Annotated in this window: 14 protein-coding genes; all 14 read left to right on the forward strand. The window is 42.5% G+C overall.

The window, feature by feature from the left end:
- Window positions 1–272: 272 nt before the first annotated feature.
- The 14 genes from G6554_RS12710 (at window position 273) to G6554_RS12775 (ending at window position 15,527) form a co-directional block, all read left to right on the forward strand.
- A complete protein-coding gene (locus tag G6554_RS12710) occupies window positions 273–2,552 on the forward strand; it encodes a nitric-oxide reductase large subunit (RefSeq protein WP_166242387.1) in 2,280 nt (759 codons plus the stop codon).
- A 130-nt stretch (window positions 2,553–2,682) separates the two neighbouring features.
- Entirely contained in the window at window positions 2,683–3,072 is a 390-nt protein-coding gene (locus G6554_RS12715) for a PspA/IM30 family protein (protein WP_166242389.1), read from the forward strand.
- A 188-nt stretch (window positions 3,073–3,260) separates the two neighbouring features.
- On the forward strand, window positions 3,261–3,398 hold the full coding sequence (locus tag G6554_RS12720; RefSeq protein ID WP_166242391.1) for a hypothetical protein: 138 nt from the start codon (window positions 3,261–3,263) through the stop codon (window positions 3,396–3,398).
- A gap of 11 nt (window positions 3,399–3,409) precedes the next feature.
- The gene (locus G6554_RS12725) at window positions 3,410–3,568 is read left to right on the forward strand and encodes a hypothetical protein (protein WP_166242393.1); all 159 of its coding nucleotides are present in this window, start codon (window positions 3,410–3,412) and stop codon (window positions 3,566–3,568) included.
- A gap of 139 nt (window positions 3,569–3,707) precedes the next feature.
- Window positions 3,708–4,037: a MerR family transcriptional regulator gene (locus tag G6554_RS12730; RefSeq protein ID WP_166242395.1), complete on the forward strand. Its 330-nt coding sequence runs from the start codon at window positions 3,708–3,710 to the stop codon at window positions 4,035–4,037.
- A gap of 174 nt (window positions 4,038–4,211) precedes the next feature.
- On the forward strand, window positions 4,212–5,474 hold the full coding sequence (locus G6554_RS12735) for an ammonium transporter (RefSeq protein ID WP_166242397.1): 1,263 nt from the start codon (window positions 4,212–4,214) through the stop codon (window positions 5,472–5,474).
- 70 nt (window positions 5,475–5,544) lie between these two features.
- Window positions 5,545–6,513 carry a DUF294 nucleotidyltransferase-like domain-containing protein gene (locus tag G6554_RS12740; RefSeq protein WP_347564303.1) on the forward strand — a complete coding sequence of 323 codons (969 nt, stop codon included), beginning with the start codon at window positions 5,545–5,547 and terminating at the stop codon, window positions 6,511–6,513.
- Between the two features lie 21 nt (window positions 6,514–6,534).
- Complete coding sequence (locus G6554_RS12745) at window positions 6,535–7,254, forward strand: exonuclease domain-containing protein (RefSeq protein WP_166242399.1); 720 nt, start codon at window positions 6,535–6,537, stop codon at window positions 7,252–7,254.
- A gap of 380 nt (window positions 7,255–7,634) precedes the next feature.
- Window positions 7,635–8,543 (forward strand): branched-chain-amino-acid transaminase, encoded by a 909-nt coding sequence (gene ilvE, locus G6554_RS12750; RefSeq protein ID WP_166242401.1) that lies wholly within the window; start codon window positions 7,635–7,637, stop codon window positions 8,541–8,543.
- An 11-nt stretch (window positions 8,544–8,554) separates the two neighbouring features.
- Window positions 8,555–10,222 carry a dihydroxy-acid dehydratase gene (gene ilvD / locus G6554_RS12755; RefSeq protein WP_166242403.1) on the forward strand — a complete coding sequence of 556 codons (1,668 nt, stop codon included), beginning with the start codon at window positions 8,555–8,557 and terminating at the stop codon, window positions 10,220–10,222.
- A 467-nt stretch (window positions 10,223–10,689) separates the two neighbouring features.
- On the forward strand, window positions 10,690–12,420 hold the full coding sequence (ilvB, locus tag G6554_RS12760) for an acetolactate synthase large subunit (protein ID WP_166242405.1): 1,731 nt from the start codon (window positions 10,690–10,692) through the stop codon (window positions 12,418–12,420).
- On the forward strand, window positions 12,417–12,938 hold the full coding sequence (gene ilvN, locus G6554_RS12765) for an acetolactate synthase small subunit (protein WP_166242407.1): 522 nt from the start codon (window positions 12,417–12,419) through the stop codon (window positions 12,936–12,938). The genes ilvB and ilvN overlap by 4 nt, the downstream gene beginning before the upstream one ends.
- A 26-nt stretch (window positions 12,939–12,964) precedes the next feature.
- Window positions 12,965–13,996: a ketol-acid reductoisomerase gene (gene ilvC, locus G6554_RS12770; protein ID WP_166242409.1), complete on the forward strand. Its 1,032-nt coding sequence runs from the start codon at window positions 12,965–12,967 to the stop codon at window positions 13,994–13,996.
- Entirely contained in the window at window positions 13,983–15,527 is a 1,545-nt protein-coding gene (locus tag G6554_RS12775) for a 2-isopropylmalate synthase (protein WP_166242411.1), read from the forward strand. Before ilvC ends, G6554_RS12775 begins: the two co-directional genes overlap by 14 nt.
- Window positions 15,528–15,582 lie beyond the last annotated feature (55 nt).

Here is a 15,582-nt window from a genome sequence, read left to right on the forward strand (position 1 = left end):
AGAATGTGTATAAGAGACAGATATTAATACGTTACTGAAATAACGTGAGAATAGCTTTTTTCAAAATAGTATTTTTTACAACATACGTGCATTCCTTCCGAAAAATACTTCTATTGAACCATATTTCCTGAAATATACTGATCAAATTATTGGTAAACTTTTTTCCACTTTCTCCAAAGAAGTGAATTTTTTATAGAAGAAGGGGTATGTTACTGGTTAGGATTTCCTGTTTAAAAATCCGGTAGATAAAAAATTCCCATGGAGGTGTATTCATGCGTTATACAAGGCTCTGGATTAGCTTAGCTATTGTTTTTATAGCATCATTCGCTATTTTAGGTTACTACGGCGGCAGACTCTATCAGACCATGCCACCCATACCGGAACGTGTTGTCGTATCAGACGGTACTGTTCTATTTACAAAAAAGGATATACAGGATGGCCAAAATGTTTGGCAGTCTATTGGCGGTCAGGAACTTGGAAGCATATGGGGCCATGGTGCCTATGTTGCGCCTGACTGGAATGCAGATTGGCTTCACAGACAGTCAATGTGGCTGTTAAATAATTGGGCCGGGAAGGACTATGGAAAGACATATTCGGCACTGGATGATGAAGCCAAAGCTGCTTTACAAGCAAGACTTAAAAATGAAATAAGACCGAACACCTTTAATAAAGATACAAAAGAAATAACCATTTCACCTATTAGAGCGGAAGCGATAAGAAATGTAAGTCAACATTATGCTTCCTTGTTCACAGATGATCCTCGGCTGAATAAATTACGTGAAGCGTATGCGATGCCAAAGAATGTGATAAAGGACGACACTCGTTTAAGTGCATTTATCAGCTACATATGGTGGACCACGTGGGCAACCGAAACAAATCGTCCCAATGATAAGGTTACTTATACCAACAACTGGCCAAACGAGGAGCTTATCGATAATAAACCAACCGGTGAGATGCTGGTTTGGTCTGTCCTCAGCTTTGTCATACTCCTTGCCGGGGTAGGTGCCTTAGCATGGTACTATGCGACGCAAAAGCATCATGAAGGTGATGAGGATTTCCCTAAAAAGGATCCATTACTTGCTTTGAATGCTACGCCATCCATGAAGGCAACGCAGAATTACTTTTGGGTCGTTGTTGCCTTATGGTTAGTTCAAGTTTTACTTGGAGCCATTACCGGACATTATCAAGTAGAAGGCAGTGGTTTTTACGGTATCCCAATTGATAAATGGATTCCGTATTCACTGACAAGATCGTGGCATACTCAGCTAGGCATTTTATGGATTGCTACAGCCTGGCTTGCCACTGGGTTATTTATTGGGCCGGCAGTTTCCGGTCATGAACCAAAATTTCAACGATTCGGTGTGAATTTCTTATTTGTATGCTTGCTTATTATTGTCGTCGGATCGATGGTCGGACAATGGTTTGCCGTGCAACAAAAATTAGGGCACACGACAAACTTCTGGTTCGGTCATCAAGGCTACGAATATACGGATACTGGACGCTTCTGGCAAATATTCTTAACGGTCGGATTATTCCTTTGGTTATTCCTAATGGCGCGAGCGATTTGGCCTGCTTTTAAAACACTTAAGGAAAGCCGTCACCTTCTTGCCCTATTTTTAATTGCGTCCCTTGCTATTCCAGTCTTCTATATTCCTGCATTATTATGGGGGCAGCACAGTAATCTGGCCATTGCGGAATATTGGCGCTGGTGGGTTGTTCACCTTTGGGTAGAGGGCTTCTTTGAAGTATTTGCCACCGTTGTCATGGCTTTCTTATTTACAAGAATGGGGTTGCTCGGACTGCGAACAGCGACTACCTCCGTCCTATTCTCTACAGTGATCTTTTTATTCGGAGGAATTATCGGAACGTTCCATCATTTATATTTTAGTGGAACGCCAACAGGGGTCATCGCCTTTGGAGCATCATTTAGTGCGCTTGAGGTTGTCCCACTTGTATTTATTGGCTTTGAGGCCTATGAAAATCTTACCCGGAGCCGTGCCAAGCCATGGGTATCTGCCTACCGTTGGCCCATTTACTTCTTCATTTCCGTTGCATTCTGGAATTTAGTAGGGGCCGGTTTATTTGGATTCTTTATAAACCCGCCCATTGCACTCTATTATATGCAGGGTCTTAATACGACAGCTGTTCACGGACATACTGCCCTATTCGGTGTTTATGGCATGCTGGGTATTGGCCTGATGCTCTTCTGTTTACGCGGTTTGACAGTGAAAAAGGAATGGAAAACAGGTGCTCTGAAATTTGCTTTCTGGGCAATTAATATCGGTCTTGCCTTAATGGTCCTGATTAGCTTAATTCCGATTGGCTTAATGCAAACATGGGCAAGTGTCCAGCATGGAATGTGGTACGCTCGTTCCGCTACTTTTATGTCCCAAGACATTGTTCATACCTTTGTATGGCTCCGGATTGTCGGTGACACCATTTTTTCCCTTGGTGCTCTCGCACTGGTTTGGTTTATTATTGGTCTAGTAACCGGATGGTCTGTTTCTAAAGATCGACTTGATTACGCCGAAACTGATCATAAAAACATTTAGCTGGAAGCCCCAGTCACGTTTCCTTCGTGAGTGGGGCTTTTTCACTTTTGTGAGAATGGGCATTCGCCGTGACCCACGTAAAATCCCCACATAATCTATAGGGTACTATCACCTAAGGAGAGATGCCTAAATGAATCCCTATGGCCTTTATCAAATGCCACAATTACCGGTTGAATACCATTCGTATGTTCCCGCAGAGCAACTTTATTCCCAACCCGAGCAATACCATTCCTTTATTCCGGGTTCGGTAGAGCAGTATCATTCCTATGCTCCTACACCTGCAGATTCGTACCAATCCTATGTTCCACTCGATCAATACGACCCTAATAGGCAGCCGCAACAATTAGAACGCCGGGTAACACAGCTGGAAAGACAAAATGAGCGGCAGGAAAGAGATATCAATCAGCTGCAACGGGATGTTAACCAAATGCAGCGTCGTCTCCAACGTGTCAATCAACGACTCCGCGTACTTGAAAGAAGATTTAATGTTCCCTTCACACCATTTGATGGCGAGTTTTAAAAGTAACGTTAGAACCGGGCTTGCAAAAGCCCGGTTCTAACGTTGATACGACCCTTTTTACATAATATGGGCTACTATCAATCCCTGGCCCATTCCGAAAATTGGCTGTTACTTTTTCTAACACATTCTCTGACAAAAGCCAAAATTTCAGTTAACTTTTTTATATAAAGTTCGAAAGGGGTATTTCGATGACACAAAGATACGAGGTCACATTAGCTAAAAGGATCCTTCAGTTAGATCAATTAAGAGATGAATTATATGAGGAACTTTTAAAAACAATGGGGCCAAAAGGGAAGGAACTTTTACGAAGACTCCAAAATGCATAGGAGGAATGGTGTTGGCTACTCATTTACTAAGAGGACTTGAACGTCTTAAACAATTTTATATAAGAAAAATTGCTGAATCAGAATTAATGGATTCAACGGACGAACTTCAATCCCTTACAATTAGTGAACTAGAGAATCTATACAATAAACTAATAGCCCTAAATAGATAACGCCTAATCATACTCTAATGAATTTTTTAAAAAAATAAAATATTTTTATTTAAAATTGCTCTCTCATGTGAGAAGATCTAACATATGTTATTTTACATTCAAAATTCGCGCTAAATAATGGGGTGAGGTGAACAGCAACATGGGAAACGAATTGTCTTATAAAGATAAAAAGGTCATAACGATCGGAATTGTCAAAGAACTCACAGGCCTATCTGAAAGGCAAATCCGTTATTATGAAGAACGGAAACTCATTTTCCCCGAAAGATCTTCCGGTGGAAGTCGAAAATATTCCTTTTCTGATGTAGAATTACTCATGGAAATTGCTAACAAAATTGAAGATGGTATTCAAACACATGAGATTAGAAAGCAAATGCTGAAGGAACAAAAGAAACAAAATCAGGATGAAATCCGTCGTAAAATGATCCAGGGGCAGCTTAATGCCCAGTTTGGAGAACGAAAAAAATATTAGGATTTTAGTAATGCCTCGTTCCTCGTTTTAAGGAAAGAGGCTCTTTTTTTACCCTCTTTAAAAAACCATGTCATAAAATCTCACAACATTGTAGATACATCTCCCAAATCCATGTAAAAATACAACTACACTAAATGTTATGAAAATTAACATACTCAAAAAGGGGGAAAAAAAGTGGATACTTTATTTCTAATGAACAGTCTATGGGTTATGGTTGGTGCTGTATTGGTAATTTTAATGTTTGGCGGTTTCATTCTTCTGGAAACAGGTTCAACAAGAATGAAGAATGCTGGACATATCGCAGGAAAAACAATCCTTACCTTCGGAATTAGCTCCATCATGTTTTGGGCAGTGGGATATGGATTAATCTTTGGCAAAGGAAATTCTTTGATCGGGTTCTCCGATTTCTTTTATTCAGGCTATGATATAGATGGGTTACCACTATCAGGGGCAGTTTTCTTCTTATTCCAATTGGCATTTGCAGGGATTTCCTTAACCATTGCCTTCGGCGGGTTTGCGGAACGGGCTAAATTAAGTGCCTACCTCATATTTGCCGTCCTCTTCTCAAGTTTTGTTTACCCGCCTATCGCGCATTGGATCTGGGGCGGCGGCTGGTTAGCAGAGCACGGAAAACAAGATTTCGCAGGTTCAACTGTGGTTCATTTAACTGGTGCTATGGCGGCGCTGGCAGCAACTATTCTCTTAAAACCTCGAATGGGCAAGTTTAATAAAGACGGCTCAGCCAATAATCTTGCTGGTCATAATCAGGTTTTCACCGCATTGAGTGTATTACTCTTATGGGTAGGCTGGTTTGGCTTCAATGCTGGCAGTACTTTATCGGTTGACAAAGCTTTCTTTGGATTTGTTGCTATTAATACAAACCTCGCGGCCGCAGCTGGAACAATTGCAGCAATGATTATTTCCTGGATAGTATTAGGGAAAGCCGATGTACCGATGATGTTAAATGGTGCCCTTGCAGGTTTAGTCGCTATTACTGCTTCCTGTGCCTTCGTTGACACCTGGGCGGCCGTCTTAATTGGATTTATCGCCGGAATTTTAGTTTTCTACAGCATGCGCTTTTTTGAAAAAGTGAAAATCGATGATCCAATTGCCGCCCTTTCCGTCCATGGAACTGCTGGGGTCTGGGGAACATTATCCACTGGATTCTTTGCCACAAAAGAATTAGCAACGGTCGGCAGTCCTGGTTTATTTTATGGCGGCGGCTTCCACCAATTGGGTGTTCAGGCAATGGGTGTCATTACCTGTGCAGCTTTCGCATTTATTGTTTCCTATATCCTTCTCGCCATAATGAAAAAAGCAATGAACGGATTACGAGTGACAGAGGAAGAAGAAATCATTGGACTTGATATGAGCGAGCACGGCAGCTATGGCTACCCTGAATTGGTGAAGACCGAGCAAACGTTCAAAGCACAATAGTAGTCGAAACCAATCCCCTATTATGCGGGATTGGACTACTTTCGATTTTTAGATAAAGGAGGTAGAAACAGTGACTGACAATCCTTACTTAGCGGCAGAGGAATATCGAACGACGCATATGGGAGAAGCATCTCAAGATCACTTTAAGTTGAACGAGTTGCATGATGCCATTATGAATCAGGTGATAAAAATATCTATTAATCAACTATCGATTCGATCTGGTCCCCCTCCGTCGCCCTTCTCCATTTTTGTAATGGGAAGCGCCGGACGATTGGAACAGTCCGTTTGGAGTGACCAAGATCATGGGATCATTTATCACGATGAAAACAATGAGGCAAAGTCCTATTTTTTAGCATTAGGAAAGGAAATTTCTAAAGGGCTTCATTTTGCAGGATATCCCTATTGTGACGGTGGAGTGATGGCAAGTAATCCCTTCTGGTGTAAATCGATAGATGAATGGCAGCTGCAAATAACGAATTGGCTGTCTGATTCCACGTGGGAATCTACGCGATATCTATTAATTTTTCTAGATGGAAGGTCGATCCTTGGTGAGGGCGAATATGTAGAAAGCTTAAAAACACATCTCTACCAAACAGCGAATACAGAACAGCTCTTGTCCAACTCTTTACGTAATACCCTCCATATTAAAAAAGGGATCAATTTATTAGGCCAGCTATTAACGGAAACACACGGTCCACATTCTGGCACATTACCTATAAAAGAGATTGCCATTCTCCCATATGTAAATGCCCTGCGTCTAATAGCTATTAAGGAAAGAGTTATGGAGACCCCTACCCTTTCCCGGCTTGAAAAAATTTCAACTGCCTGGATTCCTGGGCATGACAAACAATTTTTCCAAGAGCAATTTTTAAAACTGTTAAACTACCGTTTAATGTATGGGGATCACACAAACTATGACTCCGGTCATTATTTGGTAGTTAAACGGTTAACGAAGGAGCAAACGAAGGAGGTAAAAGAAATCATCAAAAATGGGTATGGCCTTTTTCACCATGTTAGAAGGTTACTAGAAAAGAAATAGTTCAAGGGGGATGGGTAAACGATGATGCAATTTTTCCGGCAACTAACAGGAAAACTAAATTCAAACATATTTGCTGGATTACTAGGACCATCTACTCCGCAGCAAATGGCTTTTCTTAGGGAACTTCAGAGGGAAATGAAACAAACAAACTGTATGGAAACCCCTCTCAATGAATTGAAAGTTACTGTATTCGATATAGAAACAACCGGATTTTATCCAGATAAGGGAGACCAAATCATCTCAATCGGTGCAATAAAAATGAAAGGGCCTCAAATCAAGGAGCAGGAAACCTTTTATTCTTTGGTACAATCAGACCTCCCTCTATCAAATGAAGTTTCATCGTTAACCAATATTCAAGCTTCGGAATTACGCACTGCCCCCCCTGCACCTGAAGTACTTATGAATTTTTTCAAGTTTGTAAAAAGTGATATTCTTGTGGCGCACCACTCAAAGCATGAGCAGTCGTTTATGCAAAAAACAACATGGGATGTATGGCGAACGAAATTTAACCACCGAATTATCGATACCACCTTTTTAATCCGCTTATCAGATTTATCCATGAAAGCAGCATCACTTGAAGACGTTTGCTATGAATGCGGGATTGAAATAGAAAACCGGCATCATGCCTTAGGCGATGCGATCATGACCGCAAAGATTTGGAGCTACTATTTACAACTTGCTCAAAAGAAGAAATTCCAATATTTACAGGAAGTATATGAATATCTCGCGAGAAATGACTAAAGAAACTACTTTATCCTATATATGTATATCAACTTTTTAGCCAGTCAGAGATATAACTTTCCAACACTCCATCTTACTTACTACTGAATTCCCCTCGTTTTCTCCTCCGTATTATCTTAATTAAAAAAATTTTTGAAAAAAATTTTTTATTCCATTTCCTTATTACGTCAATATTGTAAACGCTACCAGTTTTTCCGATTAGTTTGAATTGTCTGATTTTTGTATTGACCATGTTTTCGATTGGTTGTATGATTATCGAAAATAATCATTACTATTTATTACACCACTATTCATTTCTAGATGAAGAAGGTACATGCATTTTTTTTAAAATTTATGTTTCAACATTTAAAGCGTTTCATCAGAAAAGAGGAGTGGTTAGGTTGGGAAGTCAATGGATTTTCCTTGGCGGAGAGTTCGTCAAGAAAGAGGATGCTGTCGTATCCGTTTTTGATCATGGTTTTTTATATGGTGATGGAGTATTTGAGGGAATCCGCGTATACCGCGGCAACATCTTCAGACTCGATGCTCACCTAAAAAGACTATTTGAATCAGCACAATCCATTATGCTGAAGATTCCATACACACAGGAGGAAATGACACAATTAATCGTTGAAACCATTAGAAAGAATCAGCTAGAAAGCGCCTATATTCGTGTCGTTGTTTCACGTGGCAAAGGAAATCTTGGACTGGACCCTTCTTCCTGCTCGAATCCAAGCGTCATCATTATCGCCGAGCCTTTAACCATGTATCCAAAGGAATTTTACGATAATGGCATAAAAATCGCATCGGTTGCAAGCAGACGGAATCGCCCGGATGTACTTAGTCCACAGATTAAATCACTTAATTATTTAAATAATATTCTTGTAAAACTAGAAGCGAATCAAGTTGGCGTCCAGGAAGCCTTAATGATGAATGACCAAGGTTATGTTACCGAGGGTTCAGCCGATAATATCTTCATTGTAAAAAATGGTGTCTTGTACACACCTCCCGTTTACTTAGGAGCATTAGAAGGAATTACCCGCAACGCCATCATAGATGTAGCAAGTGCCCAAGGCTACGAAGTGCGAGAATCACCTTTTACCAGACATGATGTATATGTCGCTGATGAGGTGTTCTTAACCGGAACAGCCATCGAAGTCATTGCCGTAATTGAAGTTGACGGCCGCGTCATTCGTGACGGGAAGCCAGGGATCGTAACAACCGACCTTTTAGAAGAATTCAGAAAGATCGTAACAACAGACGGAGTGGCTTGTTACCCAGAAACAACAAACCATGCTGTAGTCAGTTAGGAGATTGAAAAATGCGAAGCGATATGATTAAAAAGGGGATTGATCGTGCTCCCCACCGCAGCCTATTATACGCAACAGGGGTAACCGTTAGAGACTTAGAAAAACCGTTTATCGGTGTCTGTAACTCGTTTATTGAAATTATCCCAGGACATAAACATCTTAATCATTTCGGTGAGATTGTAAAAGAAGCGATCCGTGAAGCCGGCGGCATTCCTTTCGAATTTAATACAATTGGTGTCGATGATGGTATTGCCATGGGGCATATCGGTATGCGTTATTCCCTTCCAAGCCGTGAAATTATTGCGGACAGTGCCGAAACAGTCATCAACGCTCACTGGTTTGATGGTGTGTTTTACATACCAAACTGTGACAAAATCACACCGGGTATGTTGATGGCGGCAGCACGGACCAATGTCCCATCCGTATTTGTTTCCGGTGGACCAATGGAAGCTGGCGTTTCCTCTACAGGGAAAAACCTTTCCCTTACTTCCGTTTTTGAGGGAGTCGGATCCTATCATAACGGTACGATGACCGAGCAGCAATTGCTCGAAATTGAAACAAGTGCCTGTCCTACATGTGGATCCTGTTCGGGAATGTTTACCGCAAACTCGATGAACTGTTTAATGGAAGTATTAGGGATGACGGTTCCTGGTAACGGAACAATTGTCGCAACTTCTGAAGAAAGACATGAACTCATCCGCCAGGCAGCAAGGCATTTAATTGAACTTGTGAAAAAGGATATTCGCCCGCGCGACATGATTACGCGTGAAGCCATCGATAATGCATTCGCACTTGATATGGCGATGGGCGGTTCAACGAATACCGTTCTCCATACACTTGCCATTGCGCATGAAGCGGGGATTGAATACGACTTACGTGATATTAACAAAATTGCAGAGAAAGTCCCATATTTAGCAAAAATCATGCCAGCATCTGATGTTTCTATGGATGATGTGCACCAAGCAGGCGGGGTCAGTGCTATTTTAAATGAGCTCTGTAAGGTTGAGGGTGCACTCCATAAGGATTGCCTGTCGATCACCGGAAAAACATTAGCCGAAAATGTGAAGGATGCAACAATCCTTAATGAAAAGGTTATTCGTTCAAAAGACAATCCATATAGTAAGGTTGGCGGTCTCTCCATCCTCTTTGGAAACATTGCTCCAGATGGTGGGGTTATCAAAGTAGGTGCAGTTGATCCATCGATTAAAACATTCTTGGGTGAAGCGATAGTGTTTGAATCCCAAGATGAGGCACAGGAAAACATTAATAACGGCACCGTTAAATCAGGGCATGTCGTGGTTATCCGCTATGAAGGCCCTAAAGGCGGACCGGGGATGCCTGAAATGCTCGCTCCAACATCGGCGATTGCTGGTCGGGGTTTAGATAAAGAGGTCGCATTAATTACAGATGGTCGTTTCTCTGGGGCAAGCCGCGGAATCTCAATTGGCCATATTTCACCGGAAGCCGCAGAAGGCGGACCAATCGCCTTTGTAGAAAATGGTGACCAGATCTTAATTGATCTTGAGGGTCGTTCCATCGAGCTTCTCGTCGATGACGAAGTTTTAGCAGAAAGACGCCGTTCTTGGGTACAGCCGGAGCCAAAAATTAAATCTGGCTATCTCGCAAAATATGCAAAGCTTGTTACATCCGCTAATACTGGCGGAGTTATGAAGATATAGGAATGGAAAATAAAAAGGGATTCCCTAGTACCCCTCCCCTTCTAAAGAAGTTAAGGTACTAAAGGTAAAGTGGCATACCATTGACAAAAGAATATCCATAAATCGATGACGGGAATAAAGGAATAAGAAAGTGTATTTTCAGAGAGCTGGGGTTGCTGGAAGCCCAGTAATACATCTTATTCCGACATCATCCCTGAGTGTTGAGCTGAACGATCTTCACTAGTAGGCTCAATCGGGTGTCACTTGAACACCTGTTACCAAAAGAAGCGTATTATTTTTAGTTGTCGCTTCATAAGGCAGTATTCGTAAGAATGCTGTAAAAACCGGGTGGTACCGAGAAAAAGAAGGTCTTTTCTCCCCGATTATTCTGCTTTGTAGTTTGTAGACTGCAGTTTATTCGGAGACGAAAAGGCCTTTTTGTTATTTTTGTGGCAATTATTCAATCACCCACAAGGAGGGATTACGACGTGAAAGTAGAAGCAAAAAAGCTGGAATTCCAAGCCAGTACCGCACCAAAGACGGGTGCAGACCTTCTGATTGACTTATTAAAAAATGAAGGTGTTGATACGATTTTTGGGTATCCGGGAGGTGCTGTCCTACCAATTTACGATGCAATCTATCGGGCACAGGGTACAATCAATCATATTCTTTTCCGTCACGAGCAAGGTATGATCCATGCAGCTGAAGGATATGCCCGAATTACCGGCAATCCTGGTGTAGTAATCGCCACCTCAGGTCCAGGTGCAACAAACCTGGTAACCGGAATTACAGATGCGATGATGGATTCCTTACCGCTCGTGGTATTTACCGGGCAGGTTGCACGGAGCGTCATCGGAACGGATGCCTTCCAAGAAGCAGATGTCATGGCGATTACGACACCCATCACCAAGCATAATTATCAAGTGCAATCCATTTCTGACTTACCAAGAATTGTGAAAGAAGCTTTTCATATTGCTTCTACGGGCCGGCCGGGACCGGTCTTGGTCGACATTCCAAAGGATATCTCAGCAGGAATTTTAGCAAAAGAACCCAAAGAGGCAAAAATTGATTTACCGGGCTACCAGCCAACCACAAAGCCTAATCCAATGCAAATTAAAAAACTGGCTGATTCAATTGCAAAAGCAAAAAAGCCTGTCATACTCGCAGGCGCAGGTGTACTTCACGGAAAAGCGGCTGCAGAATTAACTGCATTTGCGGAAAAACACCAACTTCCGGTCGTGACAACACTACTTGGTCTTGGTACCTTCCCGGCAGATAGCCCTCTCTCGTTAGGAATGGGCGGCATGCACGGAACCTATGCGGCAAACATGGCTTTATATGAAAGTGACTTACTAATTAATTTGGGTGCCCGTTTTGATGACCGGTTAACGGGAAATCTTAAACACTTTGCTCCACATGCAAAGGTCGCACACATTGATATCGACCCAGCTGAAATTGGGAAAAATGTTCCCACCCAAATTCCAATTGTCTCCGATGCGAAAGAAGCTTTGGTTGAGTTAATCAATCAAACAGCTGAATCACCCAATCACGCGGCATGGCTGGGAACACTTCAGCAATACAAACAGGAATATCCGCTTTGGTATCAACATAATCCAAAGGGAATGTGTCCACAGTGGGTAATCGAAGCCATTCATAAAGTGACAAATGGCGATGCAATTGTGGCAACAGATGTCGGCCAACATCAAATGTGGGCCGCCCAGTATTATTCCTTTAAAGAACCGCATCGCTGGATTACTTCTGGCGGGCTTGGAACAATGGGCTTCGGCTTCCCTGCCGCCATCGGAGCACAAATTGCCTCACCAGAAAGTACAGTTGTCGCGATTGTCGGTGACGGTGGTTTCCAAATGACACTGCAAGAGCTTTCCGTCATTTATGAACGCAACCTTCCAGTCAAAATCATCATTGTCAATAATGGTGCACTTGGAATGGTTCGTCAGTGGCAGGAATTATTACACGGCAACCGGATTTCGGAATCGATTCTTCACACACAGCCTGATTTTGTCAAACTTGCTGAAAGTTATTCGATCCGCGGATACAAGGTTGAAGACCAGGAAGAATTAATCACAGTTTTACCAGAAGTATTCGCCTATAATGGCCCTGTTCTAGTTGACTGTCGCGTACTGCAGCAGGAGAAGGTTTTTCCAATGATTGCTCCAGGCAAAGGAATTCATGAAATGATTGGGGTGAAACCACTATGAAACGTATCATAACCTTAACGGTTCAGGATCGAAGCGGTGTCCTCAATCGTGTTACCGGCCTCTTGCAAAGAAGACAGTTCAACATCGAGAGTATTTCTGTCGGGCCAACAGAAACCGAGGGCATTTCCAAGATGACTCTAGTAGTTGAAATCGAAGATGAACAGCGCCTAGAACAAGTTACGAAACAATTAAACAAGCAAATTGATGTATTAAAAGTTTCCGATATTACCGATAAGGCCATTGTTGTCAGAGAGCTCGCCCTCATTAAGGTAGCCAGCTCGAGTCAGCTTCGCAGTGAAATTAATGGAATTATTGATCCATTCCGTGCCTCAGTGATCGACGTAAGTAAAGATAGTTTAGCCGTTCAAATCACAGGCCGTCCTGAAAAAATTGATGCCTTAATCGAGCTGCTTCGCCCATTCGGAATTAAAGAAATTGCCAGAACAGGGCTGACCGCCTTCCTGCGTGGGTATCAGCCACAAGTAAGCGAACTAGCAACGCACACACTAGTAAAATAATAATATTCGTGGAAGGATGATCAATTATGGTAAAAGTACTTTATAACGGAGATATTCAAGAGGAAGTTTTACAAGGAAAAAAAATCGCAGTAATAGGCTATGGCTCACAAGGTCATGCACATGTCCTTAACTTAAAAGAAAGCGGATTTGATGTTGTCGTTGGATTACGCGGTGGAAAGTCATGGGATAAAGCGGTGGAAGATGGTGTTGACGTTCGCTCCGTAGCTGAAGCTACAGCTGCTGCAGACGTGGTAATGGTTCTTCTTCCAGATGAAATGCAGCCAAAGGTTTATGAAGAAAGCATTAAACCAAATCTTGAAGCCGGTAATGCCTTAGTTTTTGCTCATGGATTCAATATTCATTTTAGCCAAATCGTCCCTCCAGCGGATGTAGACGTATTCCTAGTTGCCCCTAAAGGCCCAGGACATTTAGTTCGCCGTACGTACACGGAAGGTGCCGGCGTCCCTGCGCTATACGCAGTTTACCAAGACTATACAGGCCAAGCACGTGATGTTGCCCTTGCATATGCAAAAGGAATTGGTGCAGCACGCGCAGGTGTTCTCGAAACGACATTCCAAGAAGAAACGGAAACAGATCTATTCGGAGAGCAGGCTGTTCTTTGCGGCGGTACTACTGCCCTTATCAAGGCCGGATTTGAAACACTTGTAGAAGCAGGTTATCAGCCAGAAGTTGCCTACTTTGAATGTTTACATGAATTAAAATTAATCGTTGACCTTCTATATGAAGGAGGGCTAGAAAACATGCGCTACTCTATCTCTGATACAGCGCAATGGGGAGATTTTGTTTCCGGTCCACGTGTTGTCAACGAAGATACAAAAGCACGCATGAAAGAAGTCTTAAAAGATATCCAAACTGGTAAATTTGCTCAAGGCTGGATCATAGAGAATCAAACAAACCGCCCACAATTCAACGCCATTAACCGAGCTGAAAACAATCATCAAATTGAGCAAGTCGGCCGTGAGCTTCGTGCGTTAATGCCGTTTATTAAAAAACCTGTAAATGCAAAGAAAGAAGTGGTGGTAAATGGTTCACGTTAACATCTTTGATACAACCTTACGTGATGGCGAACAGTCCCCTGGTGTAAATTTAAACCAGCTTGAAAAAGTAGAAATTGCCAGACAGCTTGAACGTTTTGGCGTTGATATCATGGAGGCCGGCTTCCCGGCTTCCTCTCAAGGTGATTTTGAAGCGGTACGAGCGATTGCCCGGACGATAAAAGACTCATCCGTTACAGGCCTAGCACGTGCCACAAAATCGGACATTGACATTGCGTGGGATGCTTTAAAAGATGCGGCAGAACCAAGGTTACATGTTTTTCTAGCAACCTCCCCTATTCATATGCAATATAAGTTAATGAAAACACCCGAGGAAGTTACACAGATCGCAGTCGACATGGTCTCTTATGCTAAAAGGAGATTTCCTCATGTGGAATGGTCAGCAGAGGATGCGTCTCGCTCAGACCTTGATTTTCTCGTTCAAATCATTACGAAAGTCATTGATGCCGGGGCAACCGTCATCAATCTCCCTGATACGGTAGGTTACACAACACCGCAGGAATACGGCCGGATGTTCCGCTATGTTAGGGAAAATGTGCCAAATATTCATAAGGCTGCATTATCTTGTCACTGCCATGACGATCTTGGAATGGCTGTCGCTAATTCACTTGCGGCCATTGAAAATGGGGTCACACAAGTCGAAGGTACAATTAACGGAATTGGCGAACGTGCGGGCAATGCCTCTTTAGAAGAAGTTGCCGTTGCATTAAATATTCGCAAAGATAAATACCCGTATACTACTAATCTGGTATTAAAGGAAATTAAGCGTACCAGCGACATGGTGAGCCGCTTTACAGGGATGAAGGTTCCCCCTAACAAAGCTGTTGTGGGGAAAAATGCCTTTGCCCATGAATCGGGTATCCACCAGGATGGTGTGCTGAAAAATACCTTAACCTATGAGATCATTACGCCGGAGTTAGTCGGCGTCAGTTCAAATGACCTCGTTATTGGAAAGCACTCTGGCCGCCATGCCTTTAAAGATAAAATTGAGCAAATGGGCTTTGAATTGTCAGCTGAGAAATTGAATGAAGCATTCCACTCATTTAAGCAATTAACAGATCGCAAAAAAGAAGTAACAGATGAGGATTTATTTACCATCCTGATCGATATTCAAACCGCAGCCATTGATGTGAAAAAGTATGAGCTGGTTGCCTTCCAAGTTCAGTATGCGTCTGCGAACCTCCCTACTGCAACGGTCGCCCTTACTACACCTGAGGGTCTGCGAGTAGAAACTGCCAGAACCGGCAGCGGAAGTGTTGAAGCATTATACAACACATTAGAAGCGCTCATCAAAGAAGACATTCATTTAACCGATTTTAATCTTAGTTCCGTTGGACGTGGACGCGATGCCCTGGCAGAGGTTCATGTCAAAATGACCGTAAATGGTACAAATGTCAGCGGCCGCGCCTCCGCACAAGACGTATTAGAGGCATCAGCCAAAGCATTCATAAACGCCGTCAATCGCGTATTCTTTAACCAACGGTGCCTGACACCATTAACTGCATACAAGTAGTGAAAATGGTGACAGGCACCATTTGGATTTTTTAACCAAATAAGGAGGTTGCTTC

Origin of the sequence: Bacillus sp. MM2020_4 (genome assembly GCF_011250555.1) — a bacterium.
Lineage (GTDB): Bacteria > Bacillota > Bacilli > Bacillales > Cytobacillaceae > Neobacillus.

Coding starts and splice junctions, on each gene's coding strand:
- ilvC (WP_166242409.1), top strand. CDS start 12,965: ATGGTAAAAGTACTTTATAACGGAGATATTCAAGAGGAAGTTTTACAA.
- ilvD (WP_166242403.1), top strand. CDS start 8,555: ATGCGAAGCGATATGATTAAAAAGGGGATTGATCGTGCTCCCCACCGC.
- G6554_RS12730 (WP_166242395.1), top strand. CDS start 3,708: ATGGGAAACGAATTGTCTTATAAAGATAAAAAGGTCATAACGATCGGA.
- ilvN (WP_166242407.1), top strand. CDS start 12,417: ATGAAACGTATCATAACCTTAACGGTTCAGGATCGAAGCGGTGTCCTC.
- G6554_RS12710 (WP_166242387.1), top strand. CDS start 273: ATGCGTTATACAAGGCTCTGGATTAGCTTAGCTATTGTTTTTATAGCA.
- G6554_RS12720 (WP_166242391.1), top strand. CDS start 3,261: ATGACACAAAGATACGAGGTCACATTAGCTAAAAGGATCCTTCAGTTA.
- G6554_RS12745 (WP_166242399.1), top strand. CDS start 6,535: ATGATGCAATTTTTCCGGCAACTAACAGGAAAACTAAATTCAAACATA.
- G6554_RS12775 (WP_166242411.1), top strand. CDS start 13,983: ATGGTTCACGTTAACATCTTTGATACAACCTTACGTGATGGCGAACAG.
- G6554_RS12715 (WP_166242389.1), top strand. CDS start 2,683: ATGAATCCCTATGGCCTTTATCAAATGCCACAATTACCGGTTGAATAC.